The organism is Aerococcus viridans, assembly GCF_002871935.1.
Taxonomy (GTDB): domain Bacteria; phylum Bacillota; class Bacilli; order Lactobacillales; family Aerococcaceae; genus Aerococcus; species Aerococcus viridans_B.
This window is the reverse complement of the sequence record NZ_PNHQ01000001.1, coordinates 135,129-156,431: the sequence shown is the minus strand read 5'-3', so window position 1 is coordinate 156,431 and position 21,303 is coordinate 135,129. Positions and strand designations below refer to the sequence as shown.

Below are 21,303 nucleotides of genomic sequence, written 5' to 3'. Positions count from 1 at the left end.
GAAGGAGGAGACCGCTTGGATTTACAAACATTTTTCTTGCAAGAAACACAGAATGAATCATTTAAACAAGAAGCAAAAAAGGGACAGTCTGTCCTTTACTTAGGTCTTCAAGGTGCAAGTCGCGCGTACATGGCCAAAACATTGTTAAGTTTGGCGAATGAGCAAAAAGTAGTGATTGTTACCAACAATCTATTACAAGCTGATCATTTTTATAATGACTTACAAAATGACTTTGACGAGGACGAACTACATCTATTTAATGTGCCTGAGTCTGTAGTAGCTGACTGGGCGATTGCCAGCCCAGAGGCTTTGGCTGACCGGTTAACTGTGTTAAATTGGGCCAGAGACCCCGAGGCAACTGGTGTCTTAATCACGCCTATGTTTGGCCTTAAACGCTTATTGACGCCGCCAGAAATTTGGGACAATACCCGCTTACAGGTGAAATTAGGGGACGAATTAGAACCAGCTAAATTGGTCCAACGTTTATTGCATCAAGGGTACCAACGGGCTGAAATCGTGATGACACCAGGAGAAGTGAGTCAGCGCGGGGATATCGTCGATTTCTATCCTTTAAATGCAGCCTATCCAGTCCGAATATCGCTTGGTTTTGATGAAGTGGAACGTATTTCTACTTTCGATCCCAATACACAAAAGTCGTTGCAAGACCAAACATCTATTCAGATTCAACCATCGCAAGAATTTATCGTTTTACCAGAACAATTACAGGCACAAGCAGATGCTTTTAAGCAACAAATGTCTAAATCACTTACTAAAATTAAAGATGAAGTTGTACGTGATTTGGCAACAGCTGTGGTCAATGATGAAGTTTCGGCCTGGAAGAATGGGGAAATGACGGAAAATTCCAAATACTTCCACCGTTATATGTATCCAGAAACAACAACACTTCTTGATTATATTAGCGATCAAGCCTTTCTTATTTTGGATGACTATGCCCGTTTAATTCAAGAAGAAGCGAACTGGGCCAATAATACAGAGATGTATTTACAAACTATGGTCGAAAGGGGACAGTTACCGGCACAAGTTCAAGTATATGATGACTTTAAAAAAACCATCCAAAACTTCAAAGGTCGAAAATTCTACTTTTCACTTTGGCAACAGGGGTTAGGGTCGCTAAAATTTGATGGTCTCTATCAGTATCAAACAAGAATGATTACCCAATTTTATGATCAAATGGATGCTTTGAAAATTGAATTAACAGCCTGGATTCGTACTGGACGCACAGTGGTTATCATGTTGAAAGATAAGGATCGGGTAAAGGAAGTTCAAGCTATTTTACAAGAAATAGATGTGGCAGCTGAAGCAACCGATGAGGGGAATATATTTGCCAATAAGGTGAATTTAATTGCTGGAGGCTTATCAGGATCAATTGAATTTGTCCAAGAACGACTGGTTTTACTATCAGAAGCGGATATTTTTCATATACAGAAGAAACGACGTAAAGCGAAGAAACCGCTGATTTCAAATGCGGAACGTATTAAAAATTACCAACAATTAGAAGTGGGCGATTATGTCGTTCATGTAAATCATGGGATCGGGCGCTATACCGGGATTGAAACCATCGAATTCGCTGGTACACACCAAGATTATTTAACGATAGTATTCGCAGACCAAGCAGCAATTCATGTGCCCATTGATCAGATTGATCTGGTTCAAAAATATGTCTCCGCTGAGGGGAGAGAACCCAAGTTAAATAAAATGGGCGGTAGCGAATGGGCTAAGACAAAACAGAAAGTATCTAGCAAGATTGAAGATATTGCAGATGAATTGATAGACCTATATGCCTCACGTGAAGCACAGAAAGGATTAGCGTTTGGTCCAGACACACCTGAGCAGTTAGCGTTTGAAAATGCCTTTCCATATTCAGAAACCGATGACCAAATTCAATCAATTGCAGAAATTAAGAAAGACATGGAATCTGAGAAACCGATGGACCGCTTACTGGTTGGAGATGTTGGTTTTGGGAAGACGGAAGTCGCTATGCGAGCTGTTTTTAAAGCTTTGATGGAAGGTAAACAAGTAGCCTTCTTAGTGCCTACAACTGTTTTAGCACAACAACATTATGAAACATTTGTGGAGCGATTCGCGGATTGGCCATTTGAGATAGGCTTATTATCTAGATTTAGAAGCAAAGCGCAACAAAATGAAACAATTGCTGGTTTAAAAAAGGGACAAATAGATATTGTGATTGGTACCCACCGTGTGCTATCTAAAGATGTCGAATTCCTGGATTTAGGGTTGTTGGTAGTGGATGAAGAGCAGCGCTTTGGAGTGAAAGCTAAAGAAAAACTGAAAGCTTTAAAAGCGAATGTGGATGTCTTAACCCTAACCGCAACACCAATTCCTCGGACATTGAATATGTCTATGTTGGGCGTTAGGGACTTATCGGTTATTGAAACACCACCTGCCAACCGGTATCCTGTCCAAACCTTTGTAATGGAGCAAAATTATGGCGCGGTGAAAGATGCGATAGAGCGTGAAATTGCCCGTGATGGTCAGGTATTTTATCTCTTCAATAACGTTGCGCAAATCGAAGAAAAGGCTGCCCTTATTAATGAACTGGTGCCTGAAGCTAGAGTAGCCATTGCTCACGGTCAGATGACCGTAGTTCAATTAGAAAATGTCATGATGGACTTTGTTTTAGGTGAATTTGATGTGTTAGTGACAACCACAATTATAGAAACTGGCGTAGATATCCCAAATGCGAATACCTTACTGGTTGAAGGTGCTGATCGGATGGGGCTATCGACTTTATATCAATTGCGGGGTCGGGTAGGTCGTTCAACTCGGATCGCCTATGCCTACTTTATGTACCGCCCAGATAAAATGCTATCTGAAGTATCAGAAAAACGCTTGATGGCCTTGCGTGATTTTACAGAATTAGGATCTGGCTTCAAAATCGCCATGCGTGACTTATCTATTCGTGGTGCGGGGAACTTATTAGGGAAGCAACAACACGGTTTTGTCAATTCTGTCGGATTTGACCTCTATTCACAGATGTTACGTGAAGCAGTTCAACGTAAGCGCGGGGTTTTACCAGCTAAGCAGACGGCACCGGTGGAAATTTCCTTATCTATCGATGCCTATATTCCACAAAGCTATATTCATGATGAGCGACAAAAAGTTGAAATCTACAAACGTGTAAATGCTATGACAAGTATAGATGAGATGTGGGATCTAGATGATGAATTAATGGACCGGTACGGTGAACCGCCAGTTGAAACACAGCTTTTATTACAAGTGGGAACGATTAAATCAGCAGCAGATAAGATTGGTGTTACAAGTATTAAACGCATCACTAAAAGTAATACAATTGAAGTCCTTTTCCATGATGATTTAGACCAAAAAGTAATGACACCAGCAATATTTAAGGCTTTAGAAGATAATCCTTTCCGTTTAGCAATGAAGCAAGTAGGTTCGGCTTTATTAGTTAGTCTTGGACTCAATAAGTTATCTACTGAAGAATGGTTGGATTACTTGCTACAATTCATGACCCAATTGGCTGATAATGAAAATATTGTCCAAATGAAAGCTGATCAACTAGCTAAGGAAAAGGCAGAATATGAGAAAGCCCAAGCTTTGAAGGCGGCACAAGAAGAAATGGCTAATAAGGCAGCTGTAGATGCAAAAGTGAAAGCGGCTGAAAATGATGCGAATGCGACGAAACTTTCGGATGAGCCAGGTCAAGTAGGTGACTAGATAGTGAAAAATGAAGATAGAAATCAGGAGAAGCGAATGCAGGCATTAGGACCAACAACTGGTCAACATGCTATGCAAGGAGCTGCCGTCCTAACAGTAGCAGCGCTGATTGCTAAAGTGTTATCTGCTATCTACCGTGTACCACTCCAAAATCTAGTTGGAAATGAAGGTTTTTATGTTTATCAGCAAATATATCCTATCTATGGTATTGGGATGACTTTCGCCTTAAACGGCCTGCCTTCTTTTATCGGTAAGCAAGTTGCCTTGGTCCAAAGCGACCAGAAACAAACAAAAACGCTGCTTAAAGGCTATGCCCTTATTATTTCGATTTTTGCCCTGATTTGTTTTGCCCTTGTTTATTTTGGGGCAACTCAGATTGCTTGGATGATGGGGGATAACTTATTAACGCCAGTCATCCAAAGTGTATCTTTTATGTTCTTATTCATGCCAGGCCTATTACTGACAAGAGGTTTTATGCAAGGTCGTAATGAAATGACACCGACTGCTATTTCGCAAGTTGTGGAGCAATTTGTTCGTGTAGCGTTTATTTTAACAGTAGCTTTTTTATTTGCTCGGATGCAGGCTAATGGACAAAATCCGGATGTCTATCAAATGGGATTTTGGACTATGCAGTCTGCTTGGATTGCTGCTGGCGCAGCCAGTTTAGTGATGGGATATTATGTTTTAAATTACCGTGAAAAAGCGATGTATCAAGATTTCTTAGGGGGACATTACGGTTTAAACCAAGATGTTTCAACACATAATACAACAAAACTCACTTTGGGGAAATTGACCAAAGATTTTGTCACAGAAGGTTTTGTCATTTGTTTTTTCTCGGCTCTTTTAATTTTTTACCAACTTATTGATGCCTTTACCGTTTATGACCAACTTGTTGATAACGGCATAGCTATAGCGCTAGCCAAAGATATGAAAGGGATTTATGACCGAGGTCAACCAATTGTTCAACTCGGTATGGTAGTTGCCACATCGCTTGCCACTTCCTTTCTACCGACCCTTGCCTTAGTGAAAAAGGGCGAACATAAGCAAGCTAGCGAATTTGAACTTGTCAGCAGGCAATATTTACGAGTGACGTTATTTTTTGCCATATTGATTACGGGGGGTTTGATATCGATTATGCCACAATTAAACCATTTCCTATTCGCTAGCACTGATGGGTCTACGGTTTTAATGGTTTATGTGCTGATGATTATATTTGCCAGTCTTGTACTGGGACAAAATAATATACTCCAAGCCCAAGGTCAGTGGGCTAAGTCCGGGATAGCTTTTGTCATGAGCATGTTAGTGAAAGGAATTGCTACACCTATTTTAGTTGACTGGTCAAAAACGACAGGAGCAGCTTGGGCAACTAACCTCGCTTTAGTCGTTATGGTGATTTTACTAGATAAGATGTTGCCTAAAACGTTGCGCTTAACGAGTTGGGGGCGTGTCGGTATAAAAACGGGCTTGTTAGCGGTATTGATGGTTGTGATGAACTTTACCCTGGCTCATTTATACCAGCAAGTCCTCTATATACCAGTCACTCGACACTTAGATGCGGTATTAATGGTAGGGCAGATTATCCTAGGGCTATTGATTGTTTGGCTATATTTACGTAAGGATCCGATATTAACCAAATCTGAATGGCAGACCTTGCCAAAGGGAGACTTGATCTGGCATTTATTAAAGAGCAATTGAAATCAGTTAGTTAGTATGCTTTATAATTAACATGGCTTAAAAAATTCGCTTAATCATAAAGGGTTAGTTAAAAACATGGTATACTGAACTTGTGTTAGAAATGACTCGTTTTCTTGTGTAGTGTTATAAAGAGAGTATGTAAATTCCAAATAAAAAGTGTATAGAATAAAGGAGCAAGATTTTTGCGGTTAGATAAATTTTTAAAAGTATCCAGAATTATAAAAAGAAGAAGTGTTGCTAAAGAAGTTGCAGATAAAGGACGAATTACCATCAACGGTCGACTAGCTAAATCAGGAACAGATGTCAAAATTGGGGACGAGCTAGTGATTACATTTGGTAATAAAGATATGACTGTTCGTGTAGATGATCTGAAAGAAACCACAAGAAAAGATGAAGCAGAGCATATGTTCACTATTGTTAGCGAAGAATACCACGAAGATCAAGTAAAAGGTGGATTTTAGACTGGATTTATGATGGCGCTAGCATTGAATTATTGGTATACTATTTAAGTATATGATTGATAGATTCAAAACAACCATAGAAAGGGGTTTTTGCTATGCGGCTAGAAGATCGTCTTGACCGTGACAGCAAAAAAGTGACATCATTAGCCGAACACCGTAAAGCGAAAACCAAGAAGTGGTCAAGAAAACCCAAGACCACAGCTGATTGGATTACTTGGCTTGTTGTGGGGGTTTTCGCTGTTGTGACTTTAGGTTGTGTATCAACTGCTTATGCAGCGCATAAAGACCGGCAAGCTGTCGAAGAACAAATTGCCTTAACTGAAGATGAGATTGCAGGTGAACAAAAGGCAATCGATACCTTAAGTCAACAAGCTAGCTTATTAAAAGATGATGAGTATGTGGCGAAATTAGCACGATCACGTTACTACTTAAGTAAAGATGGTGAGATTATTTTCAGTGTGCCTGAAGATAACGCATCTAAACAAGCAGAAATTTTAAATAAGGCTTATTTACAGCAAAATAAAGAAAATAATGATGAATAAATCGTGCTAACAAGGTAAACTAGAGATAGCTTTACTCATCCGGATAAAAGGCTATTTACCGGATGGAAGAATTTCAAGGAGGATATTTGGGATACATGGCAATTGAAGTAGGAAATAAAGTTACCGGAAAAGTTACAGGGATTACAAAATTTGGTGCGTTTGTTGATTTAGGAGAAGGCAAAAATGGTTTAGTCCATATCTCTGAAGTAGCTGAGGGCTTCGTAAAAGATATTAACGATGTCTTATCGGTTGGAGATGAAGTAACCGTTTTAGTGACCAATGTAGCTGATGATGGTAAGATTGCGCTGTCAATCCGTCGTTTAAATGCTGATGGTACAAGTAAGCCAGCGACAGCAAACCGCGGACGTAATGATGGTGGCGGTCGTGCCCGTGGCAACCAAAACTTCCGTAAAGATGACAACCGGGATGACCGTAGTGGTGGCTATCAAGGAAAAGCAAAAAATAATCACCATTCGGCTGGTCGTTCTAATTTTGCTGGTGGCAATTCATTTAAGTCAAACGCTGGCAATAAAACAGGAACAAGCGATTTCGATAGCATGATGTCATCATTCTTAAAAGAGTCAGATGATCGTTTAAGTTCTCTAAAACGTAATACTGAAGGTAAACGCGGTGGCCGTGGAGGTCGTCGTTCCTAATATTAAACGAATAGGGTGTGGCAAATGTTGTTACCCTAGCGCTTGGTGTTGACACTTATTGAAAGGGTCTGTGGCAATTTGCTGCAGACCCTTTTGGCATTAAATGATAAAGGTAGTAAATGTTGAAAGAAAATATTTATTGAAGGGGCAATGGGTGGATGACTGAAAATGTATTGAAAATTGTACGTGATTGGACCTTAGCAACGAAAGAACGATTGAAAAAGAAAATTCCAGCAGATTATGTCCCAATCGATGGTCAAATCCCCTTTTTATTGGCTGTTTCTGGTGGCGTAGATTCTATGGTGCTACTAGATGTTTTTGACCGGTTAAGTAAACAGGGGTTGGTCAATTTTTCGGTTATTCATATCAACCACCAAATACGTAAAGAGTCAGATGCTGAGCAAGATATGGTTGTTGCATATTGTGAGCATCGGGGGATTCCTATTCAAGTGGTTGCTTGGGATCATGAGGACCCTGAGAATCCAAACCGATCAGAATTGGCGGCACGTGAATTCCGATACGCAGTATTTCAGCGCATGATGGTCTTGAATAAGACACCATTTTTAGTCACTGCCCACCACCAAAATGACCAAGCTGAAACAGTATTGATGCGGCTAGTGCATGGTGGTCGTTTGAAGAGTATCGCAGGTATCCAACCTTATCGTCCGATTCAGTTGGATAAGGGGATGCAGTCGGGCTTTGTTCTCCGCCCCATGTTGACTATTGAAAAAGCGGACTTATACGACTATGCAGCTTTGTATAACTTAGATTTTAGTGAAGATCAATCTAATCAAGATTTAGCCTATACCCGCAACCGATTTAGGCAAACATATATACCGGAATTGGAGGCGGAAGATGGCGCCTTGATTGATCATTTAGGTGAATTTGCTATGGCTGCTCAAGCGACCAACCGCTTTGCGGATGCTTATATGGACCAGATTTTACAAGCTATTCTGGTAAAAAAAGATGATGTATGGCAAGTAGATCTAAGAGCTTTTTCGAATTATGATTTTTCAGAGCAAATCCTGTTGTGGCAGCGGTTGTTTGATAGAACGAAGATTGCTCATTTCGCTACTTTTAGTCAAGACGGGTTTAAGCGGATGGTGGCTTTCTTACAGCGTGATAATGGCCAAGGTGAGTGGCGGTTGCCGGGAGGCTACCGCTTAGTCAAAGTGTATGATACGGCGTATATTCTGCCTGGTGGCCGGTCGGATTTTTTGGCTAGTGGTAGTACGAGAGAAAAGGCTGGGCAGACTTTAAACTGGCAGGACTGGGTAATAGTAGGCGACCAAATCAAACTAGGTTGGTTTGATGAAGCTAAAGCGGATGAGTTCTTGGACCAAGGAGCCGTCTTATTGGCTACTGTAGATGTTGATGTTAGTTTGACAGTGCGTAATCGCCGTCCCGGAGATTTTATCCGACTATCCAATGGTCATAGGCAAAAGTTGAACCGCTTTTTAATCAATGAAAAAGTCCCGTCTGGTATTCGAGATGCTCTATTTGTGTTAGCGGATAGCAATCAAGAGGTGTGGGGCCTCTTTTATAAGGGAGAGGTCTTATATGGGAATCGAACAGGTTCGGGGACTAAAGTATTCGTAAAATTTTAAGGGTTTTTGACGTAATTGTTGGAGAATAGTGTTAAGATTGATATAATACTTTTCGCTTACTGAATGATTTTAGGGTGGTTTTTCTGCGCTAGGGCGTCCAGGTTTGGGTGAGTAAATTTAATTAATTGCTATTAAATTAAGTTATTTGCTAAAATAACTTAGAATTATGTGAAATAAAATGTGGAGGATTATAGGCATGCATAAGGATGTAGAGGAAATTCTAATTCCGACTGAGAAAATTGCGGAACGAATTCAAGTATTAGGTGAGGAGCTAACAGCAGATTACCAAGATAAAAACCCGATTGTGGTGGCTATTTTAAAAGGGTCTGTCTTGTTCATGACTGACTTAATTCGTGCAATGGATATTAATTTACAAATTGATTTTATGGATATATCTAGTTATGGTGGTGGCGTTGAGTCATCAGGTCAGGTAAAGATCTTGAAGGATTTAGACGCGGATGTGTCTGGTCGTCACGTGATTATTGTTGAGGATATTGTGGATACAGGGAATACTTTGGCGAAAATCCATGATTTGTTCCAACACCGTAATGCAGCTAGTGTGAAGGTGGTTACTTTATTAAATAAACCTGAACGCCGTACTGCCGAAGTTTCAGTGGATTATGTTGGTTTTGAAATCCCTGATAAGTTTGTAATTGGATACGGTATGGACTTTGATGAAGAGTACCGCCAACTGCCTTATATCGGTATCTTGAAGCCTAGTGTTTATGCACATTTATTCCATAATTAGTGAGTTAATTTATTGATACCTATTTTTACTATTTATTTACAGGCTGCTTTAAGAACAACAATTAGAATGGGGAAAATGAATGCAACAAAAGAGACCTAACAGACCAAATAGAAATACTTTCATTAGAAGTGGTTTGCTGTGGCTGATTTTGTTTTTTGCTTTGATGGCATTGGTAAGGTCACTAACAAGTGATTCTACTGGTGGTTCCACTGAAGAATTAACACAATCAGAATTCATTCAAACACTTTCTGATGGAGATGTAGATAGTTTCTCAATCCAATCCAATGCTGGGGCTTATGAAATCCGTGGTACTTATAAGGATTCGGATGGGGAACCGAGTGAATCATCCTCTTCAACGAGTGATGGAATTCCAATTTTTCAAGATTTACAACAAAGTTCAGCTTCTGAGTTTGTTGTAAATGTGTTGCCAAATGATAATACAATCCGAACGATTACAGACGCAGCAACATCTACAAATACAGAAATGACTACTTTAGAAGAAGACCAGTCTGGTATGTGGTTGAGCTTAATATTTACTGCTGTACCGATTGTTTTCTTTGTTGTAATTATGTATATGATGTTCAGCCAAAGCCAAGGTGGCGGTCGAAATAATCCAATGTCTATGGGTAAATCGAAGGCTGTTGATCAATCGAAAAAAGAAGTGAAAGTGCGTTTTTCTGATGTCGCTGGTGCGGATGAGGAAAAACAAGAGTTAGTCGAAGTGGTGGACTTCTTGAAAGATCCACGAAAATTCCAAGCACTGGGAGCTCGCATTCCAAAAGGTGTGCTTTTAGAGGGGCCTCCTGGTACCGGTAAGACTTTGATTGCTAAAGCAGTAGCTGGTGAAGCTGGCGTGCCTTTCTATTCAATCTCAGGTTCTGAGTTTGTGGAAATGTTCGTTGGTGTTGGGGCTTCTCGTGTTCGTGATTTATTTGAAAATGCGAAGAAGAATGCACCATCAATTATCTTTATCGATGAAATCGATGCTGTTGGACGCCGTCGTGGTGTCGGTCCAGGATCAGGCCATGATGAACGTGAGCAAACTTTAAACCAATTATTGGTTGAGATGGATGGTTTCTCTGAGAAAGATAATGTCATTGTAATAGCCGCAACTAACCGCTCAGACGTCTTAGATCCTGCCTTATTACGTCCTGGTCGCTTCGATAGACAGGTATTGGTTGGGCGTCCGGATGTTAAAGGACGTGAAGCAATCTTGAAAGTACATGCCCGTAATAAGCCATTCGGTCCAGGGGTAGACTTGAAAGTTCTTGCGCAACAAACCCCAGGCTTTACTGGTGCGGAACTTGAAAACTTATTAAACGAAGCCGCGCTAGTAGCCGCTCGTGTAGATAAGCAACAAATTGATATGATTGATATTGATGAAGCACAAGATCGAGTAATTGCGGGTCCAGCTAAGAAAGACCGTGTGATTTCTAAGGTAGAACGTCGGATGGTTGCTTACCATGAAGCGGGACATACCATTGCTGGTTTAGTGCTAAGTGATGCGCGAGTGGTACACAAAGTAACGATTGTACCGCGTGGTAAAGCCGGTGGATATGCTATTATGCTTCCTCGTGAAGACCAAAACCTATATACAACTAAAGACTTGCGAGAACAAGTTATTGGTTTACTAGGTGGACGTGCTGCTGAGCAACTTGTTTTTAATACACAAACCTCTGGTGCTTCTAATGACTTTGAACAAGCAACTGGTATTGTTCGTGCAATGATTACTGAATATGGTATGAGCTCGGTTCTTGGTCCAATTTCATACGAAGGTAACCACTCAATGCGCGGAGCCGATACAGGTTATGCACAAAGTAAATCTTATTCTGAACGTACTGCTGGTCAAATTGATGATGAAGTACGCAAGTTTATGGAGGATTGTTTGGAAGAAGCAGAAAGTATTTTAGCTTCTCACCGTGAACAATTAGATGTGATTGCTGAGAAATTACTTGAACTTGAAACGTTAGATGAACGTACAATTCGCTCATTATTTGAAACAGGTGAAATGCCTGAACCACTTGATGGTGAAGAAGAACATGAATCTGAAGCAAAATCTTTTGAAGAAGTTAAAAAAGACTTACAACGTGGTGCTGAACACCGTCAATTACGCAATGATGACAGGTCTGAGGAAGCGACTTCAGAAGAACAAACAGAAGCTGTAGATGATGTAAATAATGATTCTGATGGTGACGATAAGAATGATCATCAACGTAATGCGCATATCAATCAAGATTAAGTAAGTACTGTGTACGCTCGTATACATTAGTGAAATTTTAATTGATGAACTTTAGAACCTCCGATGCTAAATATCATCGGGGGTTTTTCAAACCTTATACGGTTTACTTTTTTAAATGAATATATTTTCACTGTTCAGTAAATTAGGTTAGAATGGTAGTTGAATAAGCGACAAGCGAATAATGCGTGCAAAAGTACGTGATAATGGAGTGAAGTAAATGACAGATAAATTAATTAAGGCAGTGGCCTTTGATGGTGAAGTACGTATCACAGCGGTAGATGCTACAGGTGTTGTCCAAGAAGCACAAGAGAAACACGATACTTGGTCTGCTTCAACGGCAGCACTGGGACGTACCTTAGTAGGGACATTGATGATGGGGTCAGATATAAAAGATGACGCCAAAATCACTGTGCAAATTAATGGGCATGGCCCAGCTGGTAAATTGATGGCAGTTGCGAATGGACAAGGAAAAGTGAAAGGCTATATTCAACAGCCACACATTAGCTTAGAACCAAATGACCAAGGAAAAATTGATGTACGCAAAGCCGTTGGGACGGAAGGACTTTTTACCGTAACAAAAGACTTAGGTTTAAAAGAGCCTTTCTCAGGTCAAGTACCAATCGTCTCTGGTGAAATTGCAGAAGACTTTACTTACTATCTAGCCTATTCTGAACAAACACCATCAGCTGTTGGCTTGGGTGTCTTAGTAGATACAGATGAGACAGTTATAAATGCTGGTGGGTGGATGATTCAATTGATGCCAGGCGTAACTGAACCATCGATTGAGGCAGTTGAAAAAGCAGTGGCTGAAACACCACAAGTTACAGAACTATTATCAGACGGCTTAACAGCTAAAGATATGATCAATCGTTTATTAGGTGAAGAAAATGTTAAATTCTTGGATGAACGTGACGTTCAATTCTACTGTGATTGCAATAAAGACCGTTTTGCAGCCGGTTTAGCTACCTTAGCTAAAGAAGAGATTACAGCGATGATTGAAGAAGATGGTGGTGCAGAAGTGGTTTGCCAATTTTGTAATAAACGCTATCAATTCACGGCTGAAGACTTAAGAGTGATTGAAGGCCAAGCTTGAGGATTGGATTTACTATAATAAAGAAATTTAACCAGACTATGAAAAGTATTTTACAGAGAAAGGTTTGAGCTAGAAGATGGAAGTTACAAATGATATGAGTCAATTAATTGGAGAAACACCTCTAGTAAAATTACAACGATCAGTACCATATAAAGCCGCACAGGTATACGTGAAACTCGAAACAGCTAACCCAACTGGCTCAATCTATGATCGTATTGCCTTAAATATGATTGAAGTAGCAGAAAATGAAGGTCGCTTACATGCTGGCCAACAAATTGTGGTTGCCACCACAGCTGAAGTTGCAGCTTCTTTCGCTTTGATAGGTGCCAGCAAAGGGTATGATGTTAAAGCTTTTGTGCCAGATTCCACATCACAGCATGACTTGACAGTCTTGCAGGCCTATGGCGCACAAGTACAATTGGTAGCTGGCGGTCAAGGTGTTGTAAAGGCCATGCCACAAGCTCGAGCTTATGCTGAAGCAGGAAACCACTTATTTATGGATGTATATGACGATGATTCAAATGCTATAGTCCATGAGAAAACAACAGGACCTGAAATTGTTGAGGCGTTAAATGGTGCACCAGATGCATTCATTACAACAATTGCAACTGGTGGGACAATGACCGGGATTGGTAATGCTCTCAGACAAGAAAACAAAGATATTCAATTATATGCGGTTGAGGATAAGTCAGCTAAATTCCTGTCGGGAGAAGTGGCTAAACCAAGTGCTACTACAGGGTTTAATCCAGGTTTACTACCCTTAAATTTAGATACTACGCTATATGACAATATTGTAGCCATTGACCTAGCGAAAGCCAAAGAAACGAGTCGTTTATTAGCGATCAATGAAGGTTTGCTGGTAGGACCAGCGGGGGGAGCAGCTGTTGCGGCAGCCATAGCAGTGGCTAAAACCCTAGGTCAAAATAAAAAAGTAGTTGCTGTCATACCTGATGACGGTAGAAGATTTGTGGCTGAAGGTAACTTCAACTTCAACGTGAAAAATAATTAATGTTTGGTAAATAATAAAAGTGAAAGAAGGCTTTTATGAAGGAAGCAGAAAAATATTTTGAGAACCAACAAGCACTTGAAGAGCCGGTTGCACCTGAACAAATTCAACATCTAAGTAAAATGTTTAAAGCTTTGGGCGATCCAACAAGATTACGCATTTTATATTTATTGGGTACTGGAGAAATGATGGCCACTAAAATTTCAGAAGCATTAGGGTTGGAACAGTCTGCGGTTTCTCATCAATTAAAGAAACTATTTGATTTACGCTTGGTAAAAAAACGCAAAGAAAGAAATACGGTCATTTATAGCCAAGCAGATAGTCATGTGCTACAAATATTAACAGATGCCTTTACTCATATAAAAGAAGACGATTCAGGAATGGAAGGATAAGCGAGATCCATCATATTTAGGTTTTCAATAACTTTAAAATTTGGTACAATGCTTGTGTTTTCGTATTCTCATAGAGGCTAGTAATTTTATCCGAAAAAAACGCTCATCGAAATAGTGCGCAAGGCTTGCTTGCTTTTTTTGTAGAAAGTTGGCAATATAGATAAGTATCGAATTGACTAGAGGATAACGATAGATAAAGTAAGGAGTGTATATAGTGACTGAAGAAAATAATCAACATCAATCTACTGATGCGACTGAAGGGTTGAATGATCAATTACTTGTTCGTCGTGAAAAGATGGCTGAATTAGAAGAAAACGGCTATAACCCTTTTGCTTCAGGGTTTGAACGTAACGCAGTAGCTGCTGATTTACATGAAAAATATGAAGCTTATGACAAAGAGCAATTAGCTGAAATGGATGATACTGTAGCCATTGCTGGACGTTTAGTGACTAAACGTGGTAAAGGTAAGGCTGGTTTTGGAAATATCCAAGACATGTCTGGTAACATTCAAATTTATGTGCGCCGCGACCATATTGATGAAGAGGATTACGACCATTTATGGAAGAAAGCTGACCTAGGAGATATCGTCGGTGTTGAAGGTACTTTAATGCGTACAAACACTGGAGAATTATCTGTTAAAGCAACAAAATTTGTGCATTTAACAAAAGCTTTACGTCCACTACCTGATAAATATCACGGTCTAACAGATGTAGAACAAATCTATCGTCACCGATACTTAGACTTGATTGCGAACCGTGATTCATTTGACCGCTTCACTAAACGTTCGCAAATCATCCGCGAAATACGTCACTACCTAGACAGCAATGATTACTTAGAAGTCGAAACACCTGTCTTACATAATATTGCTGGTGGTGCTTCTGCACGTCCATTCATTACGCATCACAATGCCCTAGATATGGAATTATACTTACGAATCGCTTTAGAGTTACATCTAAAACGCCTAGTTGTTGGTGGTATGGAGCGTGTATATGAAATTGGCCGTGTTTTCCGTAACGAAGGGATTGATACCACGCACAACCCTGAGTTTACGATGCTTGAAGTATATACAGCTTACAGTAAAATGACGGATGTCATGGATCTTGTTGAAGGGTTATTCCAAACAGTTGCCCAAAAAGTTTTGGGTACAACAAGTATCACTTACGACGGACAAGCTATTGAATTAGGTGGTAAATGGCGTCGCGTTCATATGGTAGATGCAGTTAAAGAGGCAAGCGGTGTAGACTTCTGGCAAGAAATGACAGATGCAGAAGCGCGTGCGATTGCTAAAGCACACAACGTGCAAGTTGAAGACAACTTTACAGTAGGGCATGTCATTAACGAATTCTTTGAAGAATTTGTTGAGGACACGCTGATTCAACCAACATTTGTTTACGGTCATCCAACAGCGATTTCGCCATTAGCGCGTAAGAATGAGGAAGATCCACGCTTTACAGACCGCTTTGAAGTCTTTATTGTCGGTTCAGAATCTGGTAATGCCTTTACTGAGTTAACAGACCCGATTGACCAACGTGAACGTTTCGAAGCCCAAGTGAAAGAAAAAGCAGAAGGTAACGATGAAGCACATCCGCTTGATGAAGAATTCTTGGAAGCATTAGAAACTGGTATGCCGCCAACAGGTGGTTTAGGGATAGGTATTGACCGGATGGTTATGCTATTAACAGATGCACAATCTATTCGAGATGTCCTACTATTCCCAACGATGCGTAACGTTGACTATTAGTAGCCCAACGAATAGTTAGAAAAACGACCATTTATGCTCTTACTAAATAAGAGAAATGGTCGTTTTTTTATATTTTATTTGTTGACGCAGCTTACTGAATGTGATAAATTATATAAGGTGCTTTTTGTATGCAGATTCCTGTATTTGTATCCAAATCGAACAGTCGTGCTGACTGGTACATTAGCACACAAACATTGAAAACCTGAAATCGTAGCTGTAAAGCGATTTTTATTTTTTCAAAAAAATTATGACACGCTTGGATGTGTGAGCATAAAGAATACACAAAAATTACCCATTAAGTGGGAAGGAGGAGCTTATAGTTATGCCAACTATTAATCAATTAGTACGCAAATCACGCCAAAGCTCAACTAAAAAATCTGGTTCTCCAGCTTTAGGTCGTGGTTATAACTCAATGAAACGTAAATCTACTTCTACAAACTCTCCTCAAAAACGTGGAGTTTGTACACGTGTAGGTACTATGACACCGAAAAAACCTAACTCAGCGTTACGTAAATACGCTCGTGTTCGTTTATCAAACATGATCGAAGTAACAGCTTATATCCCAGGTATCGGCCACAACTTACAAGAGCATAGTGTTGTTCTAATCCGTGGTGGACGTGTGAAAGACTTACCAGGGGTTCGTTACCACATCGTTCGTGGTGCGCTAGATACTGCTGGTGTTAACGATCGTAAACAAAGCCGTTCTAAATACGGTACTAAAAAACCTAAATAATTAAAAATCGAAAGGAGGAGCACAAATGCCTCGTAAAGGACATATTGCAAAACGTGATGTATTACCAGATCCAATTTATAACTCAAAATTAGTTACTCGTTTAATCAACCGTATCATGGTAGACGGTAAACGTGGTAAAGCAGCTACTATTTTATATACAGCTTTCGACAACATTAAAGCTGAAACGGGTAATGATCCAATGGAGGTTTTCGAACAAGCAATCGAAAACATTTCACCAGTATTAGAAGTTAAAGCTCGTCGTATTGGTGGTTCTAACTACCAAGTGCCAGTAGAAGTTCGTCCAGAACGTCGTCAAACATTGGCATTACGTTGGTTAGTAAATTACGCTCGCTTACGTGGTGAGAACACAATGGAACAACGTTTAGCACACGAAATTATGGATGCTGCTAACAATACAGGTGCTTCAGTTCGTAAACGTGAAGAATCTCACCGTATGGCAGAAGCAAACAAAGCATTCGCACATTTCCGTTGGTAAGATTTTTCTAATTGTCGATAAAATATATTGTCGACTTTTCTCTAAAAACGTTATAATGATTGTGGCAACCAATTATTAAACGAAGCACAGAAAAAAGGAGTAAGGATAAGATGGCTAAAAGAGAATTTCCTCTTGAAAAGACTCGTAATATCGGTATCATGGCCCACATCGATGCTGGTAAAACGACAACTACTGAACGTATCTTGTACTATACTGGTAGAATCCATAAAATTGGTGAAACTCACGATGGTGGGGCACAAATGGACTGGATGGAGCAAGAACAAGAACGTGGTATCACTATTACATCTGCAGCAACAACTGCTCAATGGAATGGTCACCGTGTAAACATCATCGATACCCCAGGGCACGTGGACTTCACAGTTGAAGTTGAACGTTCATTGCGTGTATTAGATGGTTCAGTAGCTTTACTAGATGCCCAATCAGGGGTTGAACCACAAACTGAAACAGTTTGGCGTCAAGCAGATACTTATAAAGTACCCCGTATTGTTTTCGTAAATAAAATGGATAAGATGGGTGCAGACTTCTTGTACGCTGTAAATACCATCCACGAACGCTTACAAGCTAATGCTCAACCTATCCAATTACCAATTGGTTCTGAAGATGACTTCGAAGGTATCATTGACTTAGTGGAAATGAACGCTGAAGTTTACACTTCTGATGACGGTAGAGAATATGAAGAACGTGAAATTCCAGAAGAATACCGCGAATTAGCTGAAAAATGGCATACAAACTTAATTGAATCAATTGCTGATGTTAATGAAGACATTATGGAAAAATACCTTGAAGGTGAAGAAATTTCTAAACAAGAGTTGAAAGACGCAATCCGTCAAGCAACAATCAATGTTGATTTCTTCCCAGTATTATGCGGTTCTGCCTTCAAGAATAAAGGTGTTCAGCTAATGCTTGATGCAGTTATTGATTACTTACCTGCACCAACAGATGTACCACCTATCCAAGGTCACGCGTTTGATGATCCAGAAGCGGTTATTGAAGTTCGTGCTAATGATGATGCACCATTCTCAGCTTTAGCATTTAAAGTAATGACAGACCCATTTGTAGGTCGTTTAACTTTCTTCCGTGTATACTCTGGTACTGTTCAATCAGGTTCATACATCCAAAATGCTACTAAGGATAAACGTGAGCGTTTAGGTCGTATCTTATTGATGCACGCTAACTCTCGTTCTGAAGTAGATGAAGTATTCTCAGGTGATATCGCTGCTGCCGTAGGTCTTAAAGATACTACAACAGGTGATACATTGTGTGACGTTGACAATAAAGTTATTCTTGAGTCAATGGAATTCCCTGAGCCAGTTATCGAAGTTGCTATTGAGCCAGATACTAAAGCTGACCAAGACAAAATGTCTATTGCTTTAGGTAAACTAGCTGAGGAAGATCCAACTTTCCGTGCGTCAACTGACCACGAAACTGGTCAAACAATCATCGCAGGTATGGGTGAGCTTCACCTTGACATCATCGTTGACCGTTTGAAACGTGAATTTAATGTTTCTGCGACAGTAGGTGCGCCTCAAGTATCTTACCGTGAAACATTCACACAAGAAACTCAAGTTCAAGGTAAATTCGTTCGTCAATCAGGTGGTAAAGGTCAATACGGTGACGTATGGATTGAATTCACACCAAACGAAGAAGGTGCTGGATTTGAATTTGAAAATGCAATCGTTGGTGGTGTGGTTCCACGTGAATACATCCCTGCTGTTGAAGCTGGTTTGAAAGATGCAATGGAAAACGGTGTATTAGCTGGATTCCCATTAATCGATGTAAAAGCTAAACTTTACGATGGTTCTTACCACGATGTCGATTCATCTGAGACAGCCTTCAAAGTTGCAGCTTCACTAGCATTACGTAATGCTACTAAGACTGCGCAACCAGCAATCCTTGAACCAATGATGCGTGTAGATATCCAAGTTCCTGAAGAATACTTAGGAGACGTTATGGGTCACGTATCAGCTCGTCGTGGACGTATCGAAGGCCAAGCACCACGTGGTAACGCGTTAATGATTAATTCATTAGTGCCACTATCAGAAATGTTCGGCTACGCTACAACATTACGTTCTGCAACTCAAGGACGTGGTACTTTCACAATGACATTCGATCATTACGAAGCAGTACCAAAATCTATTCAAGAAGACATTATCAAACAATATGGTAAAGGTTCAGAAGATTAATTTTTAAATTAAAACTTCAACCACAGGCTTACGCGTAGAAATCAAGTACTTACTAGGTTTTTCCCAGCGCTGATGCTTGATTTCCTAAGTAAGTTTGACTATAATGAACTTATTGAAAATCTATAAAACTTAGGTTTATATTTTCTATTCTTAGGAGGAATACATAAAATGGCAAAACAAACATATGAACGTATAAAACCCCATGTTAACGTTGGTACTTTAGGACACGTTGACCACGGTAAAACAACTTTATCAGCTGCAATCGCAACTGTATTAGCTAAAAATGGTTTCGGTGAAGCTAAAGACTATGCTGCAATCGATAACGCTCCAGAAGAGCAAGAACGTGGTATTACAATCAATACTTCACATATCGAGTACGAAACAGCTAACCGTCACTATGCGCATATCGATGCCCCAGGACACGCTGACTACGTTAAAAACATGATCACAGGTGCTGCTCAAATGGACGGTGCAATCTTAGTAGTTTCTGCAGCTGATGGTCCAATGCCACAAACTCGTGAGCACATCCTTTTAGCTGGACAAATTGGTGTTCCTGCATTCGTGGTATTCTTAAACAAAGTTGACCAAGTTGACGATGAAGAATTACTAGAATTAGTTGAAATGGAAGTTCGTGACTTATTATCTGAGTACAACTACCCAGGTGACGAATTACCAGTAATCGCTGGTTCTGCTTTATTAGCATTACAAGGTGACGAAGCTCAAGAAGCTAAAATTTTAGAATTAATGGAAGCTGTAGATACTTACATTCCAGAACCAGAACGTGACAACGATAAACCATTCATGATGCCAGTTGAGGACGTATTCTCAATCACTGGTCGTGGTACAGTTGCTACTGGTCGTGTTGAACGTGGTGAAATTCGTACAGGTGACGAAGTTGACATCGTTGGTATTGCTGAAAAGATCGGTAAATCAGTTGTAACTGGTGTTGAAATGTTCCGTAAGAACTTAGATTATGCTCAAGCTGGTGACAACATTGGTGCGTTATTACGTGGTATTCAACGTGAAGACATCCAACGTGGTCAAGTATTGGCTGCTCCTGGTTCAATCACTCCTCATACTAAATTTAAAGCGCAAGTTTACGTTTTATCTAAAGAAGAGGGTGGACGTCATACACCATTCTTAACTAACTACCGTCCACAATTCTACTTCCGTACTACTGACATCACTGGTGTGATTACTTTACCAGAAGATGTAGCTATGGTTATGCCTGGTGACAACGTTGATATGGACGTTGAATTAATCCACCCAGTTGCGATCGAAGATGGTACTAAATTCTCTATCCGTGAAGGTGGACGTACTGTAGGTGCGGGTACAATCACTTCAATCGAAGATTAATTTATCATAATTAATCTTTAAAATTAAATTTGCAAATTGAAAGGAAGACTAGGTGACGACCTGGTCTTCTTTTTTTCAATTTTAGGCATTCATTATATGTTATGGATATGGCATTGTATAGAAAATTATATTTAAAAATAGGAGCAGTGATTTTACTGGGTAATTATAAATTTAAGAGTGGGTTATTAGCTATAGGAGGAACTGTTGTCGCAATGCTATTATTCAATTATTTTAGTAAAGATAAAAATATCGAAGCGGCCGTCTACTCTTGGTATGATCTACAAGTTGAAAATGTTGATCATACAGTAGAAGCAATGAGTACGCATGACATCGATTCGATTTATCAATTCGTTTCGAGTAATCATTTGTCTGATGACCAGTTTGTTGGCCAATTAAATCAATTTGTGAATCAAGTGAATGAAGCTAATAAGCGAGTTTACTTCTTAAATGGGGAGGCCGAATGGGCACTAATTGAAGAAAAGAATGAATTAATTACCTATGTTAAAGAGGTCATTGAATATAAAGAAGCTGGCCATCCGGTGCAATGATTTGTCTTAGATATTGAACCTCAATCTTTAGAAGAATATCAAGATGATCCCAAAGCTGTTTGGGGAACC

General features: G+C 39.9%; 17 protein-coding genes. All 17 read left to right on the top strand.

Features of this window, described 5'->3' with window-relative positions; translation table 11 throughout:
- Positions 1-15: 15 nt before the first annotated feature.
- The 17 genes from mfd (at position 16) to CJ191_RS00745 (ending at position 21,234) form a co-directional block, all read left to right on the top strand.
- Positions 16-3,717 (top strand): transcription-repair coupling factor, encoded by a 3,702-nt coding sequence (gene mfd, locus CJ191_RS00825; RefSeq protein ID WP_102198669.1) that lies wholly within the window; start codon positions 16-18, stop codon positions 3,715-3,717.
- A 3-nt stretch (positions 3,718-3,720) separates the two neighbouring features.
- Positions 3,721-5,412, top strand: coding sequence for a putative polysaccharide biosynthesis protein (locus CJ191_RS00820; RefSeq protein WP_257994093.1), 1,692 nt, complete (start codon positions 3,721-3,723; stop codon positions 5,410-5,412).
- Positions 5,413-5,594: 182 nt separating this feature from the next.
- Entirely contained in the window at positions 5,595-5,873 is a 279-nt protein-coding gene (locus tag CJ191_RS00815; protein ID WP_102198667.1) for an RNA-binding S4 domain-containing protein, read from the top strand.
- A gap of 95 nt (positions 5,874-5,968) precedes the next feature.
- Positions 5,969-6,415: an FtsB family cell division protein gene (locus CJ191_RS00810; RefSeq protein WP_070466806.1), complete on the top strand. Its 447-nt coding sequence runs from the start codon at positions 5,969-5,971 to the stop codon at positions 6,413-6,415.
- 95 nt (positions 6,416-6,510) lie between these two features.
- Complete coding sequence (locus tag CJ191_RS00805; protein WP_070466804.1) at positions 6,511-7,071, top strand: S1 domain-containing RNA-binding protein; 561 nt, start codon at positions 6,511-6,513, stop codon at positions 7,069-7,071.
- A gap of 158 nt (positions 7,072-7,229) precedes the next feature.
- On the top strand, positions 7,230-8,678 hold the full coding sequence (tilS, locus tag CJ191_RS00800) for a tRNA lysidine(34) synthetase TilS (protein ID WP_070466802.1): 1,449 nt from the start codon (positions 7,230-7,232) through the stop codon (positions 8,676-8,678).
- Positions 8,679-8,874: 196 nt separating this feature from the next.
- Positions 8,875-9,426 carry a hypoxanthine phosphoribosyltransferase gene (gene hpt / locus CJ191_RS00795; RefSeq protein ID WP_070466801.1) on the top strand — a complete coding sequence of 184 codons (552 nt, stop codon included), beginning with the start codon at positions 8,875-8,877 and terminating at the stop codon, positions 9,424-9,426.
- A 79-nt stretch (positions 9,427-9,505) separates the two neighbouring features.
- On the top strand, positions 9,506-11,665 hold the full coding sequence (gene ftsH / locus CJ191_RS00790; RefSeq protein WP_070466799.1) for an ATP-dependent zinc metalloprotease FtsH: 2,160 nt from the start codon (positions 9,506-9,508) through the stop codon (positions 11,663-11,665).
- 217 nt (positions 11,666-11,882) lie between these two features.
- On the top strand, positions 11,883-12,758 hold the full coding sequence (gene hslO, locus CJ191_RS00785; RefSeq protein ID WP_102198666.1) for an Hsp33 family molecular chaperone HslO: 876 nt from the start codon (positions 11,883-11,885) through the stop codon (positions 12,756-12,758).
- Positions 12,759-12,834: 76 nt separating this feature from the next.
- Complete coding sequence (locus CJ191_RS00780) at positions 12,835-13,767, top strand: PLP-dependent cysteine synthase family protein (protein ID WP_102198665.1); 933 nt, start codon at positions 12,835-12,837, stop codon at positions 13,765-13,767.
- A gap of 35 nt (positions 13,768-13,802) precedes the next feature.
- Complete coding sequence (locus CJ191_RS00775) at positions 13,803-14,156, top strand: ArsR/SmtB family transcription factor (protein ID WP_102198664.1); 354 nt, start codon at positions 13,803-13,805, stop codon at positions 14,154-14,156.
- A gap of 214 nt (positions 14,157-14,370) precedes the next feature.
- Positions 14,371-15,897 (top strand): lysine--tRNA ligase, encoded by a 1,527-nt coding sequence (gene lysS / locus CJ191_RS00770; protein ID WP_102198663.1) that lies wholly within the window; start codon positions 14,371-14,373, stop codon positions 15,895-15,897.
- Between the two features lie 322 nt (positions 15,898-16,219).
- A complete protein-coding gene (rpsL, locus tag CJ191_RS00765) occupies positions 16,220-16,630 on the top strand; it encodes a 30S ribosomal protein S12 (RefSeq protein WP_059135282.1) in 411 nt (136 codons plus the stop codon).
- A 25-nt stretch (positions 16,631-16,655) separates the two neighbouring features.
- Complete coding sequence (rpsG, locus tag CJ191_RS00760) at positions 16,656-17,126, top strand: 30S ribosomal protein S7 (RefSeq protein ID WP_070466790.1); 471 nt, start codon at positions 16,656-16,658, stop codon at positions 17,124-17,126.
- Positions 17,127-17,236: 110 nt separating this feature from the next.
- On the top strand, positions 17,237-19,330 hold the full coding sequence (gene fusA / locus CJ191_RS00755) for an elongation factor G (RefSeq protein ID WP_070466788.1): 2,094 nt from the start codon (positions 17,237-17,239) through the stop codon (positions 19,328-19,330).
- Between the two features lie 168 nt (positions 19,331-19,498).
- Complete coding sequence (gene tuf / locus CJ191_RS00750; protein WP_070466787.1) at positions 19,499-20,686, top strand: elongation factor Tu; 1,188 nt, start codon at positions 19,499-19,501, stop codon at positions 20,684-20,686.
- Between the two features lie 212 nt (positions 20,687-20,898).
- Positions 20,899-21,234: a hypothetical protein gene (locus CJ191_RS00745; RefSeq protein WP_102198662.1), complete on the top strand. Its 336-nt coding sequence runs from the start codon at positions 20,899-20,901 to the stop codon at positions 21,232-21,234.
- Positions 21,235-21,303: the final 69 nt, after the last annotated feature.

What these genes read in the sequence shown, in the direction of transcription:
- CJ191_RS00810 (WP_070466806.1), top strand. Translation starts at nt 5,969, where the DNA reads ATGCGGCTAGAAGATCGTCTTGACCGTGACAGCAAAAAAGTGACATCA.
- CJ191_RS00805 (WP_070466804.1), top strand. Translation starts at nt 6,511, where the DNA reads ATGGCAATTGAAGTAGGAAATAAAGTTACCGGAAAAGTTACAGGGATT.
- tilS (WP_070466802.1), top strand. Translation starts at nt 7,230, where the DNA reads ATGACTGAAAATGTATTGAAAATTGTACGTGATTGGACCTTAGCAACG.
- hpt (WP_070466801.1), top strand. Translation starts at nt 8,875, where the DNA reads ATGCATAAGGATGTAGAGGAAATTCTAATTCCGACTGAGAAAATTGCG.
- ftsH (WP_070466799.1), top strand. Translation starts at nt 9,506, where the DNA reads ATGCAACAAAAGAGACCTAACAGACCAAATAGAAATACTTTCATTAGA.
- hslO (WP_102198666.1), top strand. Translation starts at nt 11,883, where the DNA reads ATGACAGATAAATTAATTAAGGCAGTGGCCTTTGATGGTGAAGTACGT.
- CJ191_RS00780 (WP_102198665.1), top strand. Translation starts at nt 12,835, where the DNA reads ATGGAAGTTACAAATGATATGAGTCAATTAATTGGAGAAACACCTCTA.
- CJ191_RS00775 (WP_102198664.1), top strand. Translation starts at nt 13,803, where the DNA reads ATGAAGGAAGCAGAAAAATATTTTGAGAACCAACAAGCACTTGAAGAG.
- rpsL (WP_059135282.1), top strand. Translation starts at nt 16,220, where the DNA reads ATGCCAACTATTAATCAATTAGTACGCAAATCACGCCAAAGCTCAACT.
- rpsG (WP_070466790.1), top strand. Translation starts at nt 16,656, where the DNA reads ATGCCTCGTAAAGGACATATTGCAAAACGTGATGTATTACCAGATCCA.
- fusA (WP_070466788.1), top strand. Translation starts at nt 17,237, where the DNA reads ATGGCTAAAAGAGAATTTCCTCTTGAAAAGACTCGTAATATCGGTATC.
- tuf (WP_070466787.1), top strand. Translation starts at nt 19,499, where the DNA reads ATGGCAAAACAAACATATGAACGTATAAAACCCCATGTTAACGTTGGT.
- CJ191_RS00745 (WP_102198662.1), top strand. Translation starts at nt 20,899, where the DNA reads ATGCTATTATTCAATTATTTTAGTAAAGATAAAAATATCGAAGCGGCC.